Genomic DNA, 19,503 nt, shown 5'->3' on the forward strand with positions numbered 1-19,503 from the left:
CTGCCGGATTGTCGGACCGCTGTGCGATGCTCCTCAGCGTGGAGACCAGGTCCGTCAGTCCCGTGTTCGTCGGCCGCGCGGCCGAACTCGCCGCGCTGGGCGACGCCCTCGCCCGTATCGCGGCCTCAGGCGAGCCCCAGGCCCTGCTGATCGGGGGCGAGGCCGGGGTCGGAAAGACCCGCCTCATCGAGGAGTTCACCGAAGCCGCCCGCGCCCAGGGCGCGCTCATCGCCCTCGGCGGCTGCATCGAGATCGGCTCCGAAGGCCTGCCCTTCGCGCCGTTCTCCGCCATCCTGCACACCCTCAACTGGCATCTGCGCGACGAGCTCGCCGCCGCCGTCGCCGGCCAGGAGGGCGAACTCTCCCGCATCCTGCCCGAATTGGGGGAGACGCCCGGCGAGGCGCACGACGAGGAGATCGGCCGCGCCCGCCTCTTCGAGCTGACCGCCCGCCTCCTGGAGCGGCTCGCCGCCCACCGCACCCTCGTCATCATCGTCGAGGACCTCCACTGGGCCGACCGCTCCACCCGCGAGCTGCTCGCCTACCTGCTGCGCGCCCTGCACGACGCCAACGTCCTCCTGGTGGCGACCTACCGCTCCGACGACATCCACCGCCGCCACCCGCTGCGGCCCTTCCTCGCCGAGATCGACCGGATGCGGACCGTCCGGCGCGTCGAGCTGGCCCGCTTCAACCGCGACGAGGTCCGCTCCCAGATCGCCGGGATCAACGGCAGCGACCCCGAAGAGGACACCGTCGACCGGGTCTTCAAGCGCTCCGAGGGCAACGCCTTCTTCGTCGAGGAGCTGGCCCGCAGCCTCGCCGACGGCTGTCTGCACGGCCTCAGCGACCCGCTGCGCGATCTGCTGCTGGTGCGCGTCGAGGCGCTGCCCGAGGACACCCAGCGGGTGGTGCGCACCGCCGCCGAGGGCGGCTCCACCGTCGAGCACGAACTCCTCGCCGCCGTCTGCCAGATGCCCGAGGACGATCTCATCGAGGCGCTGCGGGCCGCCGTCGGCACCAACACCCTCGTGCCCACCCAGGACGGCACGGGCTACCGCTTCCGGCACGCCCTCGTCCGCGAGGCCGTCGTCGACGATCTGCTGCCCGGCGAGCGCACCCGCCTCAACCGCCGCTACGCCCAGGCCCTGGAGACCAACCCCTCGCTGGTCCGCGCCGACGTCTGCGCCGCCCGGCTGGCCAGCTACTGGTACAAGGCCCATGACGCCGCCAAGGCGCTGCCCGCCGTCCTCGCCGCCTCCGTCCAGGCCCGCCGCCGCCACGCCTACGCCGAGCAGCTGCGGCTGCTGGACCGCGCCCTGGAGCTGTGGGACGACGCGCCCCCGGAGGTGCGGCAAGGGGTCCGCCCGGTCGACTACGCCGAGACGTATCCGGCCTACGGCTGCGACGACGACGCCCTGCGCTTCCTCGACCTGCTCGCCGAGATCGCGGTGGCCGCCCGGCTCTCCGGCGACGGCGAGCGGGCCTTCACGATCACCAAGCGCGCCCTGCGGTTCCTGCGCACCGAGCAGGACCCCCTCCGCACGGCGTGGTTCCTGGTGCAGCGCTCCCGGCTCTGCCAGGGCACCGGCCGCGGCAACGGCTGGGAGGACCTGGGCAAGGCGCAGGAGCTGATGCGCGGACTGCCGCCGTCGTCCGTGCATGCCGAGGTGATGGCCGCCGTCGCCAGCTGGGCGGTGCTGCACGAACCGGGCCCCGGCACCTTCGCGACGGCCGAACGCGCCGTGGAACTAGCCCAGTTGGTGGGCGACGAGGAGGCCGAGATCAACTCCCGGCTGACCCTCGCGGGGCTGCGGGTCGACGCCGGCGAGGTGGACGAGGGCCTCGCCGACTTCCGCGCGGGCCTCGACCGCGCCGTCGACCGCGGCTACTTCGCCGTCATCGGACGCGGCCATGTGAACCTCCCGTCCTCTCTGGAAGGCGTCGGCCGCTCCCGCGAGGCCGTCGAGGTCACCACACAGGGCCTCGAACTCACCACCCGCTACGGCCTCAAGGACAAGACCTGCTGGGTGACGGCCAACCGCGCCGAATCGCTCCAGTCACTGGGCCGCTGGGACGAAGCGGCCCAGGCCGCCGCCGACTGCCGCCGCCTCGCCCAGAACGCCCGCTCCCTCGCCCTGGCCGCCAACCGCCTCACCGACCTCGCCCTGGACAAGGGAGAGATCGCCGAGGCCGAGCGCGAACTGGCCGTCGCCCGCGAGCACTACGGCACCCACGACCCCCAGCCGCAGCACGCCCTCCCGCTCGCCCGCCACGCCCTGCGGATCGCCGCGGCCCAGGGCCGGATCCTCGACGCCCGCGGCATCGTCCGGCAGGCCCTGGACGCCGGCTTCCCGCCCGGCACCCAGCGCTACGCCTGGCCGCTGCTGTGGTCGGCCACCGCCGCCGAATCGGACGCCCGCGGACTGCCGGCCGCCGAGCCCGGCCGGGTCACGCTCCTCGCCGACATCCGGGACGCCGCGAAGAAGCTGCCCCGGCTCTCCCCGGTCTGGGAGGCGTACGGATGCGCGGTCGACGCCGAACTCCGCCGTGCCGAGGGCCGCGACACCCCCGATGCCTGGGCCGAGGCGGTCGCCGCCTTCGAGCCCCTGGAGCGTCCGCACGAGCTCGCCCGGGCCTGCTACCGCTGGGCCGAATCCCTGCTGCACGGCAGTGAGCGGGCCACCACCGGGCTGCACGGCCGCACCCCGCGCGAGGCCGCCGTCCTCCTGCTCACCCAGGCACACACCGCCGCCACGGCGATGGGCGCCCGCCCGCTCGCCGACGAACTCGAACTCCTCGCCCAGCGCGCCCGTATGCCGCTGCCGGGCCTGATATCGACCGCCGCGCCGCGGACGACCGCCGGAGCCGTCCGCGGCGCCGACGAGGACGCCTCATCCGCCGGTGCCGCGCCCGCCGAATCCCTCGGGCTGACCCCGCGCGAACGGGACGTCCTCCGTCTGGTCGCCGACGGCCGCAGCAACCGCCAGATAGCCGACGCGCTGTTCATTTCCCCGAAGACCGCCAGCGTCCATGTCTCCAACATCCTCGCCAAGCTGGGCGTCTCCGGCCGCGGCGAGGCGGGCGCGGTCGCCCACCGTCTGCGGCTGTTCAGCGAGCCGGCGCCCAGCTAGCGCTCTTCCTGGGTCTCGCCCTGATCCTGCTGCCGCCGTGGCGCCTTGACGACGACGGTCCCCGAGGAGAGGTCTATCGGGCCCTTCCCGGGATCGCCGTCGCCCACGTCATCGACGACCAGCGACATCTTCTGCCGCTCCTCGTCGGTGTGCTTGCGACCAGGTGCGAACAGTTCTTCCGCGATGTTGAACATGGTGCCCTGCCCCCTTTTCGGCGTAACGCGCACCCGCCCCCTGGCATCCGAGTGTAGGCAGGTCACGCGAAAAGGGGACGAGCCGGATCAGTTCACTTCGAGGCGGAGAATCCGGTCATCGCCCTTGCGCGGCTCGCCCCGTCCGTCCGTGTTGCTGGTGACCAGCCACAACGCACCGTCATCGGCCGCCACAACGGTCCGCAGCCGCCCGTAGGTGCCCTTCAGAAAGGCCTGCGGCGCCGCCACCGGCTTCGTCCCGTCCAGCGCGATCCGCCACAGCCGCTCGCCGCGCAGCGAGGCCATCCAGATCGAGCCCTTGGCGTAGGCGATACCGCTGGGCGAGGCGTCCGCGGTCTTCCACTGCTCGATCGGGTCCACGAACCCGGAGCCGGCCGCCTTGTCCTTGGCCTTGCCCTCGACCTTCGGCCAGCCGTAGTTCTTGCCCGGCTCGATGAGATTGAGCTCGTCCCAGGTGTCCTGCCCGAACTCCGAGGCCCACAGCCGCTTGTCGCTGTCCCAGGCCAGCCCTTGGACGTTGCGGTGGCCGTAGTCGTACACCACCGAATCCGCCTCGGGGTTGCCGTGCGCCGGCTCGCCGTCCGGCGTCATCCGCAGGATCTTGCCGGCCGGCGAGTCCTTGTCCTGCGCCAGCCCGGTGTCACCGGTCTCGCCGGTACCGGCGTAGAGCATCTTGTCCGGGCCGAACGCGATCCGGCCGCCGTTGTGGATCTGCCCCTTGGGGATGCCCTTGAAGATCGTGTCGGGCGCGCCCAGTTGATTGCCCGGCGGGCGCTTCTCGTCGTAGATCATGCGGGCGATGCGGTTGTCGGAGGCGGTGGTGAAGTACGCGTACACCTGATGGTCCGCGCCGAACGTCGAGGACACCGCGATCCCCAGCAGACCGCCCTCGCCCCCCGGGTCCACACCCGGCACCGAACCCAGTTCGGTGGTCTTCCCGCAGTCCGCCGCGACCCGGACGATCTTCCCGGTGTCACGGGAGGCGACCAGCAGATCCCCGCCCGGCAGCACCGCCACGCCCCACGGCGACTTCAGACCGGTGGTCAGGGTGTCGGTCACCTTCACCGAGCCCTTGGCGGGCGGGGCGGTGGACGACGGCGTGGCGCTCGGCGAGGCGGCACCGGCGGAGGCGCCGGGGCTCTTCGCCGGGGCGGAGGGACTCCCGCCGCTGTGGGGCTGCGCGCCGCCGGACGAGCAGCCCGCTGCCAGGAGCAGCGAAGCGGCGGCCAACACGGCGGTCTGGGAACGGCGTTGCACGGCAGGGGTCCTCTCGTCGGCAGGGCGTGCACAAGAACACCACATCGCGGGCCACCGCGCCGTGCGTTACGGGTTCCGGAGCCGCCCCTACCTGCCATGATCCGGCACGGGCGGCGGGCGGGCGAGCCGGCGGAACCCAGGGCGTGTCCGACCCGGGGCGTGTCCGACCTAGTACCAGGAGCCGCGCGCCGGCGGCAGGGCGGCTATCTCCGCCAGGTCCTCGCGGGTGAGCGCCAGCTCCGCGGACTTGGCGTTCTGCGCGGCCCAGCGCTCCTTCTTCGTGCCCGGTACGGGGACGACATGACGGCCCTGGGCCAGCACCCACGCCAGCGCCACCTGCCCCGGTGTCGCGCCGTGCCGGGCGCCGACCCGCCGCAGCCCCGCCACCACCGGCTGGTTCGCGGCCATCATCTCGGCGGTGAAGCGCGGATGGCGGGCCCGTATGTCCTCCGGTTCGAAGCCCTGCCCCGGGGTGAGGGTGCCGGTCAGATAGCCGTTGCCCAGCGGCATCGCCGCCAGGAAGCCGACGCCCCGCGACTCGCACCACGGCAGCAGCGCCTCCAGCGCCTCCGGTGACCACACCGACAGCTCGGCCTGCACACTGCTGACCGGGAACACCTGCTGGATACGCTCCAGTTGGGCCAGTGTGCCGTCGTGCAGCCGGGAGCGCGGGCGCAGCCCGCCACGGCCCGCCGGCCGCCGCTCCGTACGGGCTGTGCGTGCCTGCCGTACCGCCCGGGCGCCCACCGCGCACAGCCCCAGCGACCGCACCTTCCCGGCCGCCACCAGCTCCGCCATCGCCCCCCAGGTCTCCTCGATGGGCACCTCGGGATCGGCCCGGTGCAGCTGGTAGAGGTCGATACGGTCGGTCTGCAGCCGGCGCAGCGAGGCGTCGCAGGCGCGCTTGACGTAGCCGGGCCGCCCGTTGGCGACGATGTGCTGCTCGCCGACCAGCAGCCCGCACTTGGTCGACACGAACGCGTCCGCCCGCCGTTCCCTGAGCACCCGGCCCACCAACAGCTCATTGGTGAACGGCCCGTACATGTCGGCGGTGTCCAGCAGGCTGCAGCCCTGGTCCAGCGCGGTGTGCACGGCCCGCAGCGAGCTGTCCAAGCTGCGCTGCGACTCGGTGTACCCCCAGCTCATCGGCATACAGCCGAGCCCGACGGCGCCCACTTCGAGGGCCGCCGCACCGATTGTCCTGCGCTCCACCTGGTTGTGCCTCCGTCCCCTCGCCCCCGATCAAGGGCCAGACCAAACTAACGTCTGAGCAGAACGTCTCTTCGCATAGCCTCGGGCCATGGCAACCGCAGACCGGCGCAGCGGCGCGAACGACGTATGGCTCCCGATCCCGCCCGACGAGATCGACGGCCTCCCCGAGGGTCTCCACTACGTCCATTGGGACGCCGGTCCCGACTACCCGGCCGATCCGGCCCGGTGCGTGTTCTACGCCGTCCCCTACATGAAGGGCGCGGAGGTCAGCCTGCGGCCGCTGTCCTGGATGAGCCGGGTGCGGGTGGTGCAGACCCTGACCGCCGGCATAGAGCACATGCTCCCCGGGCTGTCGCAGATGCCGTCCGGTGCCCAACTGTGCAACGCCCGCGGACTGCACGACGCCAGCACCGCCGAGCTCGCGCTCACCCTGATCCTGGCGTCACTGCGCGATATCCCGGACTTCGTACGGGGGCAGGACGCGGGGGAGTGGCGGCAGGGCTTCCGGCCGGCCCTTGCCGACAAGTCGGTCCTCATTGTGGGCTATGGTTCGATCGGCAGTGCCATCGAGGACCGGCTCACGCCCTTTGAATGCGCGCGGGTGGTGCGCGTCGCGCGCACCGCGCGTGACACAGTGCGCGGTCCCGTGCATCCACTGTCCTCCCTGTCCGCCCTCTTGCCCGACGCGGACGTCGTCGTTCTGGCGATTCCGCTCACCGACGGGACCCGTGGCCTGGTCGGAAGCGATTTCCTGGCGCGGATGAAGGACGGCGCACTGTTGGTGAACATCGCGCGCGGCGGGATCGTCGACACCAAGGCGCTGCTCGCCGAACTGGAGTCGGAGCGGCTGCGTGCGGCGCTCGATGTCACCGACCCGGAACCGCTGCCCGCCGGGCACCCGTTGTGGCACGCTCCGGGCGTGCTCATCACTCCACACGTAGGTGGCCCCAGCTCTGCATTCCTGCCCCGTGCGAAGCGGCTGCTGCGCGACCAGTTGACGCTTTTCGCGGCCGGCGAACCCCTGCGGAACGTGATCGCCACGGCCGACTGAAGCGGTTGCGGGTAGCGCTACGGGGCCGTACGACTGCAAGGAGTATTCGTCAACCCCCCATCAGTCACGCTCCGTAGAGACGCTATGTCCCTGAGTGACGGATCTGGTGTATCGTCCCGATCGGGGACGGCGCCGGGACGGATACGGCGCAATGCGAAGGATCCGGAACTCGAGGGGGGCGACGGGCGATGTACGGCCGATGGATGATTCGCGAGATGCGCGATCCACGAGCGCCCGCGGGAATACTGCGAGGCCCCCTGGCGCACCGCCCACGACGGCGCCCGGTACGGGTGAACGGGAGTGCGCGGTGAGCGCCCCCGGGGCGATGCTTTCCAGGCCACCGGCGCCGGGCGACCGTCCGCCGAGCACGGTGCCGCAGATCGCCCTGGCCGTGCTCTGTGGTGGCTATGCCGTCGGTGCCGCCCTCGGCTGGGGGTCGCACGAAGTCGCGCTGATCATGGGGGACTTCGGCCTCAGCATCGCGGCTCTGGTGGCGGCCGTCTCCTGCGGTCTGTACGCACGCAGGCACCGCAGCCGGTTCCGCCCGGCCTGGATGCTTTTCGCCGCATCCTCGGCGATGGCCGGTCTCGGCAACGGCGTATGGGGCTGGTACGAGGTCATCGAGGGGACCGCGGTCCCCAGTCCCTCGCCGGCCGACTTCTGCTTCCTGCTGTTCGCGCCGCCGGCCATCGTCGGCCTGCTGGTGCTCGCCAAGAGGCCGGTGACCAGGGCCGGTTGGGTCTGCCTGGGCCTCGACTCCTGGCTGATCGCAGGGTCGCTGCTCACCCTCTCATGGAGCCTCGCGCTCGCACACACCGCCCACTTCCACGGCCGCAGCGTGGCCCAGAGCGCCCTGTCGCTGGCCTATCCGCTGCTGGACATCGTGCTGGTGAGCATGGTGCTCGCGCTGCACTTCCGGCGCTCCTCGGTGCACCGCTCCGCCATCAACACCGCCGTCGCGGCGCTGGCGTTGACGGTGCTGTGCGACGCGCTGTTCAGCTCGCCGCTGCTGCGCGAGCACTACCGCTCCGGCCAGATCCTGGACGCCGGATGGTTCGCCGGCTCGATGCTGCTCGCGTACGCGCCATGGGTCGCCCGCCGCGCGGGCGAGGAGTGCGTCGAAGAGGACCTCAAGCCCACCGCCCGCCGGCCCCAGCCGCACGGCAGCCGCCCGATCGCGGGCTCGCTCGCCGCGCTGACGCCGTATCTCGCCGCCGCCGTCTGCACGCTCGGCATCCTCACCAACGTTCTCGACGGGCGGCGGATCGACCGCGTGGTGCTCTTCACCGGCTGCACGGTCGTTCTCGCGCTGGTCGTCCGCCAGGGCATCATGCTGCTCGACAACATCACCCTCACCCAGGAGCTGGCGCAGAAGGAGAACCACTTCCGCTCCCTGGTGCAGGGCTCCAGCGACGTCATCATGATCGCCGCCCCGTCCGGTGTGCTCCGCTATGTGAGCCCGGCCGCCGCCGGTGTCTACGGGCGGGACGCGGAGGAGCTGGTCGGCTCCGAGCTGGCCTCGCTGATCCACCCCGAGGACCTGGGGCGGGTGGTGCACGAGGTCCGCAGATTCCTCGCCGCCGCCCCCGAGGACGAACCGACCACCCGTATCGAGTGCCGCTTCCGTGCCGGTGAGCGGCGCCTGGGCGGCGACGGCTGGCTGAACGTCGAATCCACCGTCAACCGCCACCACGGCGGCCTGATCTTCAACTCCCGAGACGTGACCGAACGGGTCCGGCTGCAGGCTCAGCTCCAGCACAACGCCTCGCACGACGCGCTCACCGACCTGCCCAACCGTGCGCTGTTCACCGAGCGCGTCACCAAGGCCGTCACCGGCCGCCGGGCCAGCGACCACGACACCGCCGTGCTCTACATCGACCTCGACGGCTTCAAGCAGGTCAACGACACCATCGGGCATCAGGCGGGCGACGAACTGCTGGTGCAGGCCGCCCGCAGGCTCGGTGAGTCCGTGCGCTCGGGGGACATAGCGGCCCGGCTGGGCGGCGACGAGTTCGCCGCGCTGATCACGGGCGACGGCACCCGCGACAGCGCCGCACGTGACTTCCGTATCCACGAGATCGCCGACCGGCTGCGCATCAAGCTCTCCGAGCCGTACCGCATCGACGGCCGGGATGTGCGGGTGGCGGCCAGCATCGGGGTCGCCTTCGCCGAGCCCGGAGTCACCCCCGCGGGCCTGCTGCGCAACGCCGACCTCGCGATGTACCGCGCCAAGCAGGCCGGCAAGGGCCGGGTGGAGCTGTACGCCCCGCAGATGCAGGACGAGGTGGCACACCGCGCCGAGCTCGCCACCAAGCTCCGTACGGCGCTGCACGAGGGCGAATTCGCGCTGCTGCACCAGCCTGTCGTGGACCTCTCCACCGGACGGGTCACCGCGGTCGCGGCACACGCCCGCTGGCGCTCCGCCCAGGGCATCCTCTTCACCCCCGCCGAGTTTCTGCGGGTCGGGGACCGCGGCCGGTTCGTCGAGGACGGCAACCGCGCCGCCGAGCTGGACCGCTGGCAGCTGGAGGAGGCCGTCGAGCAGGCCGCGGCGCGGCACCGCGCCGGTCATCCGGTCCCGGTCGCGGTACGGCTCTCCGCCCGGCGGCTGCTGGACCGCGCACTGTCCCCCAAGGGCGTCGAGTCGCTGCTCACCCGGCACGGTCTGCCCCCGCGCGCGCTCGTCCTGGAATTGTCCGAAAGTGATCCCCGTATCGCGCTGGACGACCTGGAGCGCCGACTGGTCGCGCTGCGCCGTCTGGGCGTACGGATCGCGCTGGACGGCTTCGGCAGCGGGTACGCCGCGATCAGCGCGCTGCGCCGGCTCCCGGTCGACGTACTGCGGCTGGACCGCGGGCTGGTCGACGGTGTGGTGGAGTCCGCCCGGCTGCACAAGATCACCGCCGGGCTGCTGCGGATCGCCGGTGACCTGGGCATGCAGTCCGTCGCGGACGGCGTCGATCTGCCCGAGCAGGTCCTCGCGCTGCGCTCGATGGGCTGCACTCACGGCATGGGCACGGCGTTCTCCGGACCGCTCGACGAGCACCGGCTGCGGCGGTCCCTGGCGCACGACGGCTATCCGGTGCCGGACGTGGCGAGCCAGGGCCGGGCGGTGGTGCTCAGCGGCAGTGCGCTGCCCGTCCGGCACGGCGGGCCGGCCGGACCGGATGCGCTCGTGCATCCGCCATTGCGCTCAAATAGTGAGACCTCCGTCCCACCCACTTGACACTCGGTGCACGGCGGGGGGAGGGTCAGTGCCATGCGCACCCGAATTCTCGTACTTGGAAAGCGCGTCGGCTGAAGCTGGGTCCCTGACGAAACCCGGCTAATCGCACCGACGCGCTCCCCTCGCTTGCCACCTGGCACGGGGGGTTTTTTGTTGCACAGCAACCTCACAAATCCCGTCAAAACCCTCAGCTTCGAGAAGAGACGCAGATGACCGAGCAGGCCTCCGGGGCCCACCATCCGCAGCCGCGGGCCCGTAACTCCGGCGGACCGCAGCAGCCCGCCACCGTCGAGCACGTCACGGGCGCGCAGTCCCTCATCCGTTCGCTCGAGGAGGTCGGGGCCGACACCGTGTTCGGCATCCCCGGCGGTGCGATCCTTCCTGCGTACGACCCGATGATGGACTCCTCGAAGGTCCGGCACGTCCTGGTCCGCCACGAGCAGGGCGCCGGCCACGCCGCCACGGGATACGCCCAGGCCACCGGCAAGGTCGGCGTGTGCATGGCGACCTCCGGACCGGGCGCCACCAACCTGGTCACCCCGATCGCCGACGCCCACATGGACTCCGTCCCGTTGGTCGCGATCACCGGCCAGGTCGCGTCCAAGGCGATCGGCACGGACGCCTTCCAGGAGGCGGACATCTGCGGCATCACGATGCCGATCACCAAGCACAACTTCCTGGTCACCGACCCGGCCGAGATCCCCCGGACGATCGCCGAGGCCTTCCACATCGCCTCCACCGGCCGCCCCGGCCCGGTCCTGGTCGACATCGCCAAGGACGCCCTCCAGGCGCAGACCACCTTCGTCTGGCCGCCGCACACCGAGCTGCCCGGCTACCGCCCGGTCACCAAGCCGCACGCCAAGCAGATCCGCGAGGCCGCCCGGCTGATCGTCGAGTCCAAGCGCCCGGTGCTCTACGTCGGCGGCGGAGTGATGAAGGCCGGCGCCACCGCCGAGCTCAAGGTGCTCGCCGAGCTGACCGGCGCCCCCGTCACCACCACCCTGATGGCGCTGGGCTCCTTCCCCGACAGCCACCCGCAGCACGTCGGCATGCCCGGTATGCACGGCGCGGTCACCGCCGTCACCGCGCTGCAGAAGTCGGACCTGCTGATCACCCTCGGCGCCCGCTTCGACGACCGCGTCACCGGCAAGCTGGACTCCTTCGCGCCGTACGCCAAGGTCGTGCACGCGGACATCGACCCGGCGGAGATCGGCAAGAACCGCGCCGCGGACGTGCCGATCGTCGGTGACGCCCGCGAGGTCATCGCCGACCTGATCGTCGCCGTCCAGGCCGAGTACGACGCCGGCCACAAGGGCGACTACAGCGCCTGGTGGAAGGACCTCAACCGCTGGCGCGACACCTACCCGCTCGGCTACGACCAGCCGGACGACGGCACCCTCTCCCCGCAGCAGGTCATCGAGCGGATCGGCAAGCTCGCCCCCGCCGACACCATCTACGCCGCGGGCGTCGGCCAGCACCAGATGTGGGCCGCCCACTTCATCGACTACGAGCAGCCCGCGACGTGGCTGAACTCCGGCGGCGCCGGCACGATGGGCTACGCCGTTCCGGCCGCCATGGGCGCCAAGGCCGGTCAGCCCGGCCGTACGGTCTGGGCGATCGACGGCGACGGCTGCTTCCAGATGACCAACCAGGAACTGGTCACCTGCGCGCTGAACAACATCCCGATCAAGGTCGCGATCATCAACAACGGCGCGCTGGGCATGGTCCGCCAGTGGCAGACCCTGTTCTACAACCAGCGCTACTCCAACACCGTGCTGCACTCCGGCCCCGAGTCGGACGGCGTCGCCGAGGAGGGCAAGCCCAGCGGAGGCACCCGGATCCCGGACTTCGTGAAGCTGTCCGAGGCGATGGGCTGTGTCGCGATGCGCTGCGAGGACCCGGCCGAGCTGGACGCGGTCATCGCCAAGGCCAATGCCATCAACGACCGTCCGGTCGTGATCGACTTCATCGTGCACGAGGACGCCCAGGTGTGGCCGATGGTCGCCGCCGGCACCTCCAACGACGAGGTCATGGCCGCCCGGGGCGTGCGTCCCGACTTCGGCGACAACGAAGACGACTGAGCCCAGGACGTCACGGACGCACGGAAGAAGAGAGAAGACCATGTCCAAGCACACGCTCTCCGTCCTGGTGGAGAACACCCCCGGCATCCTCGCCCGGATCGCCGCCCTGTTCTCCCGCCGCGGCTTCAACATCGACTCGCTCGCGGTCGGGGTCACCGAGCACCCCGACATCTCCCGCATCACCATCGTCGTCAGCGTCGAATCGCTGCCGCTGGAGCAGGTCACCAAGCAGCTCAACAAGCTCGTCAACGTCCTGAAGATCGTCGAGCTGGAGCCGGGCTCCGCCATCCAGCGCGAACTCGTCCTGGTGAAGGTCCGCGCCGACAACGAGACCCGCTCGCAGATCGTCGAGATCGTCCAGCTCTTCCGCGCCAAGACCGTGGACGTCTCCCCGGAGGCCGTCACGATCGAAGCCACCGGATCCAGTGAAAAGCTGGAGGCGATGCTCAAGATGCTGGAGCCGTTCGGCATCAAGGAATTGGTGCAGTCCGGCACCATCGCCATAGGCCGGGGTTCCCGGTCCATCACGGACCGCTCGCTGCGCGCCCTGGACCGTTCGGCCTGATTCCCGCGGTCCAACTGGACCGTATGGCGAGACCCCGCAACCTTCCCGACCCCGCCCGACGTACTGTGTGGGCACCCCGCTAGATCCAAGGAGATACCCGAAGTGGCCGAGCTGTTCTACGACGACGATGCCGACCTGTCCATCATCCAGAACCGCAAGGTCGCGGTCATCGGCTACGGGAGCCAGGGTCACGCCCACGCGCTGTCCCTGCGCGACTCGGGCGTCGACGTGCGTGTCGGTCTGCACGAGGGTTCCAAGTCCAAGGCGAAGGCCGAGGAGCAGGGCCTGCGCGTGGTGACCCCTGCCGAGGCGGCCGCCGAGGCCGACGTCATCATGATCCTGGTGCCGGACCCGATCCAGGCCAAGGTCTACGAGGAGTCCATCAAGGACAACCTCAAGGACGGCGACGCGCTGTTCTTCGGTCACGGTCTGAACATCCGCTACGGCTTCATCAAGCCCCCGGCCGGCGTGGACGTCGCCCTCGTCGCCCCCAAGGGCCCGGGCCACCTGGTCCGCCGCCAGTACGAGGAAGGCCGCGGCGTCCCGTGCATCGCGGGCGTCGAGCAGGACGCGACCGGCAACGCCTTCGCGCTCGCGCTCTCCTACGCCAAGGGCATCGGCGGCACCCGCGCCGGCGTCATCAAGACCACGTTCACCGAGGAGACCGAAACCGACCTGTTCGGTGAGCAGGCCGTCCTCTGCGGTGGCGCCTCGGCGCTGGTCAAGGCCGGCTTCGAGACCCTGGTCGAGGCGGGCTACCAGCCCGAGATCGCGTACTTCGAGTGCCTCCACGAGCTGAAGCTGATCGTGGACCTGATGTACGAGGGCGGCCTGGAGAAGATGCGCTGGTCGGTCTCCGAGACCGCCGAGTGGGGCGACTACATCACCGGCCCGCGGATCATCAACGAGAACACCAAGGCCGAGATGAAGAAGGTGCTCGCCGAGATCCAGGACGGCACCTTCGCCAACAACTGGATGGCTGAGTACAACGCCGGTCTGCCGAAGTACAACGAGTACAAGAAGGCCGACGAGAACCACCTGCTGGAGACCACCGGCAAGCAGCTGCGGAAGCTGATGAGCTGGGTGGACGACGAGGCGTAAGCCCGACGGACAGGGGGCCGCGAAGCAACTCGCGGCCCCCTCGTCCATGTGTCCGCCCAAGCGCCGTCACGGCGCCTTGTCCACCGCGTAGAACCACGCACGGGTGATCCTTCCGCAACGGCACAGGACGCGCCCCCCACCGCCACTACACTGCCAATCACAAGCGCGTCAGGCTCACAACGTCGTGTGTCTTCCACGCGGCTTTCCCCCTTCACCGCCTTCGGCCGTCGGGACGGCCGTCCGCGAAGGACTAGTGAGGACTGAAGACCACGTGAGCTCGAAACCTGTCGTACTGATCGCCGAAGAGCTGTCGCCCGCCACCGTCGACGCCCTCGGGCCGGACTTCGAGATCCGGCACTGCAACGGCGCGGACCGCGCCGAGCTGCTCCCCGCGATCGTTGACGTCGACGCCGTCCTCGTGCGCAGCGCGACCAAGGTCGACGCCGAGGCGATCGCCGCCGCCAAGAAGCTGAAGGTCGTCGCCCGTGCGGGCGTGGGCCTGGACAACGTCGATGTCTCCGCCGCCACCAAAGCCGGCGTGATGGTCGTCAACGCCCCGACCTCCAACATCGTCACCGCCGCCGAGCTGGCCTGCGGTCTGCTCGTCGCCACGGCCCGCAACATCCCGCAGGCCAACACCGCCCTGAAGAACGGCGAGTGGAAGCGCAGCAAGTACACCGGTGTCGAGCTCAGCGAGAAGACCCTCGGTGTGGTCGGCCTCGGCCGGATCGGCGTCCTGGTCGCGCAGCGGATGTCGGCGTTCGGTATGAAGGTCGTCGCCTACGACCCCTACGTCCAGCCGGCCCGGGCCGCGCAGATGGGCGTCAAGCTGCTGACCCTCGACGAGCTGCTGGAGGTCGCGGACTTCATCACCGTCCACCTCCCCAAGACGCCCGAGACCGTCGGTCTCATCGGCGACGAGGCGCTGCACAAGGTCAAGCCGTCGGTCCGGATCGTCAACGCCGCGCGCGGCGGGATCGTCGACGAGGTGGCGCTGGCCAGCGCGCTCAAGGAGGGCCGGGTGGCCGGCGCGGGTCTGGACGTCTACGCGACCGAGCCCTGCACGGATTCGCCGCTCTTCGAGTTCGACCAGGTCGTCGCCACCCCGCACCTGGGTGCCTCGACGGGTGAGGCCCAGGAGAAGGCCGGTATCGCGGTCGCCAAGTCGGTGCGACTGGCGCTGGCCGGCGAGCTGGTGCCGGACGCGGTCAACGTCCAGGGCGGGGTGATCGCCGAGGACGTCAAGCCGGGCCTGCCGCTGGCCGAGCGTCTCGGCCGGATCTTCACCGCGCTGGCCGGCGAGGTCGCGATGCGCCTCGACGTCGAGGTCTACGGCGAGATCACCCAGCACGACGTCAAGGTGCTGGAACTCTCCGCGCTCAAGGGCGTGTTCGAGGATGTCGTGGACGAGACGGTGTCCTACGTCAACGCCCCGCTGTTCGCGCAGGAGCGTGGCGTGGAGGTGCGCCTGACGACCAGCAGCGAGTCGCCCGAGCACCGCAATGTGGTGACCGTGCGCGGCACGCTCGCGGGCGGCGACGAGGTGTCGATCTCCGGCACGCTCGCCGGCCACAAGAACATCCAGAAGATCGTCGCGGTCGGTGAGCACTCCATCGACCTGTCGCTCGCCGACCACATGGCGTTCATGCGCTACAGCGACCGTCCCGGTGTCGTCGGCACCGTCGGCCGGATCCTGGGCGAGGCGGGCATCAACATCGGCGGGATGCAGGTCTCCCGGGCCGATGTCGGTGGCGAGGCGCTGGTCGCGCTGACCGTCGACGACACCATTCCGCCGAATGTGCTCGCCGAGATCGGTGAGGAGATCGGCGCGACCTCGGTGCGCGCGGTGAACCTCGGTCACTGATCGGTAGGTTTTCGCAGGTCAACGGGCCCGGGCCCCGCTTCGGCGGAGTCCGGGCCCGTTCGTGTGCGGGCATCGTCCGCACGCCGCCGCGGACCGGCGCCCGGCGTTGGCTGATGCGTCAACCATTCACCCGAATGGCCTATTCGGTGGTGAGGGCGAGGGGGCCGCCAGCAGCGTGGTGGGGACGTCGGAGCCGGTGCCTTGTGGGCTTCCCGAGTCGCTGGGGAGATGTTCGCGGCGCGCAATGGGAACTGTGCGTGCCCCCGCCGGCGCGTGCGGAAGGAGAACAGACGCCATGAACGCACCTCTGGGTGACGCCCCGCAGAGTCTGACCGGCCTGCATGTGATCGATGCGACCGGCGCGAAGGTGGGTACGGTCCAGCAGGTCTACCGGGACGATGCCACCAACGAACCCGAGTGGATCACCGTGCGTACCGGGCTGTTCGGTATGAAGGAGACCTTCATACCGCTCGCCGGGGCCCGCCGGACCGGCGATGAACTGCACGTTCCGCACGCCAAGGACACCATCAAGGACGCGCCGAGGATCGACGCCGACGGCCATCTCGACCCCTCCGAAGAGGCCGAGCTCTACCGCCACTACGGGCTGGACCGGCCGGGCATGTCCAACCCCGGCGAGCTGGGCGAGCTGGAGAGCCCCGGCGGTGCCGCCTCGCGCGCGGACACCGTGGTGTCCTCCGGTCCCCGGCCCGACACGACCGGCGACCCCTCCGGTGCGGCGGGGGCGACCGGCATCAGGCACCGGGCGAGCCAGGACACCGCACAGCACGCCCGTCCGACGGCGGACACCGCACACCACCCCCCGGCGGGCGGCGAACGCAACAAGCTGTTCGACCGGCCGATGGCGATGTCGCGCGGCCGCGACGAGCTGGACACCGTGAACGGCAAGGAGCAGGCGCCCGAGATGGTGCTGTCCGAGGAGCAGATGGAGATCGGCACCGAGGAGCGCGAGAGCGGCCGGGCCCATGTGCGCAAGCACGTCGTCACCGAAGAGGTGCACCGCACCGTCCCCCTCACCCATGAGGAGGTGCGGGTGGTCCGCGAGAAGATCACCGAGGAGGAGCGGCGGACGGGACGGACCACTCATCGGCTCGGCGAGGGCGAGGTCGAGATCGTGCTGCACGAGGAACAGGCCGTGATCAGCAAGAAGACCGTGCCGGTCGAACGGGTCCGGCTGGAGACCGAGTGGGTGACCGAGCAGCAGGAGGTCAGCGCCGAGATCCGCAGGGAAGAGCTGGAGATCGACGATGGCAGGGGCGGCGGACGCAAGGAGTCCGGCCCGGACCGCCCACGGTGACCCGGGCCCCCGACTCCCGGCAGATAGACGCCCGTCCCAGACGTACGTATTAGACGTTCGTCTGGTACGAGCGTATGGTCCGGGGATAAGCTGCCCCCATGGGACACCGTGAAGATCTTCTGGAGGGCGCCAAGCGCTGCCTCCTGGAGAAGGGATATGCGCGCACCACCGCCCGCGACATCGTCGCGGCATCCGGCGCCAACCTCGCCTCCATCGGATACCACTACGGATCCAAGGACGCGCTGATGCGCCAGGCGGTCATCGCCTCCGCGGAGGAGTGGGGCAGGGGCATGGCCGAGGTGCCGGCCGAGTCCACCGGCGACGCGACGGAGGCCGGCGACCCGCTGGAGCGGTTCGCCGTGGTCTGGGACAAGGTCCTGCAACGCATCGCCACGGAACGGGAGTTCATCGCGGCGCAGGTCGAGGTGCTGGGGCTGCTGCCGCGTGACGAGGGGTTGCGCGAGGCGCTCGGCGCGGTGCTGCCGGAGGGCGGCGAGGGACTCGTCGCGATCTTCGAAGGGGTGCCGGACACCGAGGTCGACGCGGAGGCTGCCCGCATCGTCGGCTCCTTCTACCAGGCCCTGCTCACCGGCCTGATGGTGCAGTCGCTGATCCGGCCCGACGCGATGCCCTCCGGCCAGGACCTCGCGTCCGCGCTGCGCCGGGTCAGCGCGGGCGAGGTGCTGGGGCGGAAGTAACGGACGGCGGCGCGACACCCGGCGACGACGGCCGCCGCGCCGGTCCGGCCGCCGGCCGCCGGGTGTTACGAGGTGGCGGGCTCCGCGGGCAGCACATGGTCGCCGATCCGGTCGGTGCTCAGACACAGCGAGCAGACCACCGCATCGTGGGTCCGGCAGGCGGCCACGTCCGGGCGCTCGAACTCCTGCCGGCACACATGGCAGGTGTACGTGGTCGCGCGGGGGTTGCCGTCCGCGTCCAGCAGCGGCTCGTCGATCCCGTCGCCGGTCCGCCGCAGGTAGTACCGGCCCTTGGTGACCACGGCCACCAGCGGGGTGAGGACGAACGCGATCAGGGCCGCGGCGACCGGCGAGTACGGCTGGAGCGCGTCGCCCAGGGCATGGAAGTACATCGCGATCGACAGCCCGGAGGCGGCGACGAAGGCCACCACGCCCACGGGGTTGACCGGGTAGAGCATGCCCCGGCGGAACTCGGGCGCGTGCGGAGACAGCTTCAGCAGATACTTGTTGATCATGATGTCGGTGGCGACGGTGACGACCCAGGCGATGGCGCAGTTGGAGTAGAAGCCCAGGATGCCGTTGAGGAAGCTGAACATGTCGGCCTCCATCAGGATCAGCGCGAAGGCCAGGTTGGCCAGTACGAACACCATCCGGCCCGGGTAGCGCTTGGTGACCCGGGTGAAGGAGTTGGTCCATGCCAGCGAACCCGAGTAGGCGTTGGTCACATTGATCTTGATCTGGCTGATCACGACGAGGACCACGGCAAGCGGGATCACCAGCCACGACGGCATCATCGCGGCGAAGGCGCCCTTGAACTGCTGGATCGGTTCGGTGGCCGCGGCCGGGCCCACCTCGGCGAGGATGTAGACGGCGAGGAAGAGCCCGATGGCCTGCTTCAGGGCGCCCAGCACCACCCATCCGGGGCCGGCCATCACCACGGCCGTCCACCAGGTGCGCTTGTTCGCCTCGGTCTTGGGCGGCATGAAGCGCAGATAGTCGATCTGCTCACCGATCTGGGCGATCAGCGACAGGCAGACGCCGGCGCCCAGCAGCACCGAGGCGGTGTTGACGCCGCCGTGGCCGTCTGCGCCCGCGTACGACAGAAAGCGGTTCACCGTTCCCGGGTCGGTGGCGACCAGGTAGAGCAGCGGCCCCACCATCAGCAGCAGCCAGACCGGGGTCGTCCACACCTGGAGCTTGCTGAGCGCCTTCATCCCGTAGATGACCAGCGGGATCACCAGGAAGGTGGAGACCAGATACCCCAGCCACAGCGGCAGGCCGAGGCCCAGCTTCAGCCCCTGCGCCATGATCGAGCCTTCGAGCGCGAAGAAGATGAAGGTGAAGCTGGCGAAGATGACGCTGGTGAGCACCGAGCCGTAGTACCCGAAGCCGGAGCCGCGGGTGATCAGGTCCAGGTCGATGTTGTAGCGCGCCCCGTAGTAGGCGAGCGGAAAGCCGGTGACGAAGATGACCACGGCCGCCAGGAGGATCGCGGCCAGCGCGTTGCCGGTGCCGTGGGCGAGGCCGATGCCGGCGCCGATGGAGAAGTCGGCCATGTAGGCGATACCGCCCAGCGCGGTGGTCGCCACCACCATCGGCGTCCAGCGGCGGTAACTCCGCGGGGCGAACCGGAGGGTGTAGTCCTCCAGGGTCTCCGTGACCGCCTGGTCGGGGCGTAGGTGATCGGCGGCTGCCTGCTCGGCGCTCGGCCCGGCCGGTGGCAACCGCCGGCCGCTGTCGGGTGCGGTCAGTTGTGGCTCGACGCTCATGCCAGGCCTCCTGGGGTGCGG

At 70.6% G+C, this 19,503-nt stretch carries 14 protein-coding genes; 9 read left to right on the forward strand and 5 right to left on the reverse strand.

What is annotated here, in order from left to right; genetic code table 11:
* Positions 1-26: 26 nt before the first annotated feature.
* The gene (locus KI385_RS31215) at positions 27-3,131 is read left to right on the forward strand and encodes a helix-turn-helix transcriptional regulator (protein WP_342593531.1); all 3,105 of its coding nucleotides are present in this window, start codon (positions 27-29) and stop codon (positions 3,129-3,131) included.
* Here the strand turns inward: KI385_RS31215 and KI385_RS31220 are convergent.
* The 3 genes from KI385_RS31220 to KI385_RS31230 form a co-directional block, all read right to left on the reverse strand.
* Positions 3,128-3,325: a DUF6191 domain-containing protein gene (locus KI385_RS31220; protein WP_238575443.1), complete on the reverse strand. Its 198-nt coding sequence runs from the start codon at positions 3,323-3,325 to the stop codon at positions 3,128-3,130. The two genes, KI385_RS31215 and KI385_RS31220, sit on opposite strands and share 4 nt — an antisense overlap.
* An 87-nt stretch (positions 3,326-3,412) precedes the next feature.
* On the reverse strand, positions 3,413-4,600 hold the full coding sequence (locus tag KI385_RS31225; RefSeq protein WP_238575444.1) for a PQQ-dependent sugar dehydrogenase: 1,188 nt from the start codon (positions 4,598-4,600) through the stop codon (positions 3,413-3,415).
* A 168-nt stretch (positions 4,601-4,768) separates the two neighbouring features.
* Positions 4,769-5,812 (reverse strand): aldo/keto reductase, encoded by a 1,044-nt coding sequence (locus KI385_RS31230; protein ID WP_238575445.1) that lies wholly within the window; start codon positions 5,810-5,812, stop codon positions 4,769-4,771.
* Positions 5,813-5,900: 88 nt separating this feature from the next.
* On the opposite strand from KI385_RS31230, the gene KI385_RS31235 reads away from it, so the two are divergent.
* Positions 5,901-6,863: a 2-hydroxyacid dehydrogenase gene (locus tag KI385_RS31235; protein WP_238575446.1), complete on the forward strand. Its 963-nt coding sequence runs from the start codon at positions 5,901-5,903 to the stop codon at positions 6,861-6,863.
* 790 nt (positions 6,864-7,653) lie between these two features.
* Here KI385_RS31235 and KI385_RS44685 read toward each other — a convergent pair.
* Positions 7,654-8,247 carry a putative alpha/beta hydrolase gene (locus tag KI385_RS44685; RefSeq protein ID WP_425357108.1) on the reverse strand — a complete coding sequence of 198 codons (594 nt, stop codon included), beginning with the start codon at positions 8,245-8,247 and terminating at the stop codon, positions 7,654-7,656.
* On the opposite strand from KI385_RS44685, the gene KI385_RS31240 reads away from it, so the two are divergent.
* The 7 genes from KI385_RS31240 (at position 8,194) to KI385_RS31270 (ending at position 17,713) form a co-directional block, all read left to right on the forward strand.
* A complete protein-coding gene (locus tag KI385_RS31240) occupies positions 8,194-10,089 on the forward strand; it encodes a putative bifunctional diguanylate cyclase/phosphodiesterase (RefSeq protein ID WP_425357109.1) in 1,896 nt (631 codons plus the stop codon). The two genes, KI385_RS44685 and KI385_RS31240, sit on opposite strands and share 54 nt — an antisense overlap.
* 209 nt (positions 10,090-10,298) lie before the next feature.
* Complete coding sequence (locus KI385_RS31245; protein WP_238575447.1) at positions 10,299-12,170, forward strand: acetolactate synthase large subunit; 1,872 nt, start codon at positions 10,299-10,301, stop codon at positions 12,168-12,170.
* A 40-nt stretch (positions 12,171-12,210) separates the two neighbouring features.
* A complete protein-coding gene (gene ilvN / locus KI385_RS31250) occupies positions 12,211-12,735 on the forward strand; it encodes an acetolactate synthase small subunit (protein ID WP_128507784.1) in 525 nt (174 codons plus the stop codon).
* 102 nt (positions 12,736-12,837) lie between these two features.
* On the forward strand, positions 12,838-13,836 hold the full coding sequence (gene ilvC / locus KI385_RS31255) for a ketol-acid reductoisomerase (protein WP_128507782.1): 999 nt from the start codon (positions 12,838-12,840) through the stop codon (positions 13,834-13,836).
* Positions 13,837-14,107: 271 nt separating this feature from the next.
* Positions 14,108-15,700, forward strand: coding sequence for a phosphoglycerate dehydrogenase (gene serA / locus KI385_RS31260; RefSeq protein ID WP_238575448.1), 1,593 nt, complete (start codon positions 14,108-14,110; stop codon positions 15,698-15,700).
* Positions 15,701-15,995: 295 nt separating this feature from the next.
* Positions 15,996-17,015 (forward strand): PRC and DUF2382 domain-containing protein, encoded by a 1,020-nt coding sequence (locus KI385_RS31265; RefSeq protein ID WP_238575449.1) that lies wholly within the window; start codon positions 15,996-15,998, stop codon positions 17,013-17,015.
* A 98-nt stretch (positions 17,016-17,113) separates the two neighbouring features.
* Positions 17,114-17,713 carry a TetR/AcrR family transcriptional regulator gene (locus tag KI385_RS31270; RefSeq protein WP_238575450.1) on the forward strand — a complete coding sequence of 200 codons (600 nt, stop codon included), beginning with the start codon at positions 17,114-17,116 and terminating at the stop codon, positions 17,711-17,713.
* Positions 17,714-17,778: 65 nt separating this feature from the next.
* On the opposite strand, the gene KI385_RS31275 is transcribed toward KI385_RS31270, so the two are convergent.
* Positions 17,779-19,482 (reverse strand): purine-cytosine permease family protein, encoded by a 1,704-nt coding sequence (locus tag KI385_RS31275; RefSeq protein ID WP_238575451.1) that lies wholly within the window; start codon positions 19,480-19,482, stop codon positions 17,779-17,781.
* Positions 19,483-19,503 lie beyond the last annotated feature (21 nt).

Origin of the sequence: Streptomyces inhibens, from assembly GCF_022221585.1 — a bacterium.
Lineage (GTDB): Bacteria > Actinomycetota > Actinomycetes > Streptomycetales > Streptomycetaceae > Streptomyces > Streptomyces inhibens.

What these genes read in the sequence shown, in the direction of transcription:
- KI385_RS31270 (WP_238575450.1), top strand. Translation starts at nt 17,114, where the DNA reads ATGGGACACCGTGAAGATCTTCTGGAGGGCGCCAAGCGCTGCCTCCTG.
- ilvN (WP_128507784.1), top strand. Translation starts at nt 12,211, where the DNA reads ATGTCCAAGCACACGCTCTCCGTCCTGGTGGAGAACACCCCCGGCATC.
- KI385_RS31265 (WP_238575449.1), top strand. Translation starts at nt 15,996, where the DNA reads ATGAACGCACCTCTGGGTGACGCCCCGCAGAGTCTGACCGGCCTGCAT.
- KI385_RS31240 (WP_425357109.1), top strand. Translation starts at nt 8,194, where the DNA reads ATGCTGCTCGACAACATCACCCTCACCCAGGAGCTGGCGCAGAAGGAG.
- KI385_RS31245 (WP_238575447.1), top strand. Translation starts at nt 10,299, where the DNA reads ATGACCGAGCAGGCCTCCGGGGCCCACCATCCGCAGCCGCGGGCCCGT.
- KI385_RS31275 (WP_238575451.1), bottom strand. Translation starts at nt 19,482, where the DNA reads ATGAGCGTCGAGCCACAACTGACCGCACCCGACAGCGGCCGGCGGTTG.
- KI385_RS31220 (WP_238575443.1), bottom strand. Translation starts at nt 3,325, where the DNA reads ATGTTCAACATCGCGGAAGAACTGTTCGCACCTGGTCGCAAGCACACC.
- KI385_RS31235 (WP_238575446.1), top strand. Translation starts at nt 5,901, where the DNA reads ATGGCAACCGCAGACCGGCGCAGCGGCGCGAACGACGTATGGCTCCCG.
- KI385_RS31215 (WP_342593531.1), top strand. Translation starts at nt 27, where the DNA reads ATGCTCCTCAGCGTGGAGACCAGGTCCGTCAGTCCCGTGTTCGTCGGC.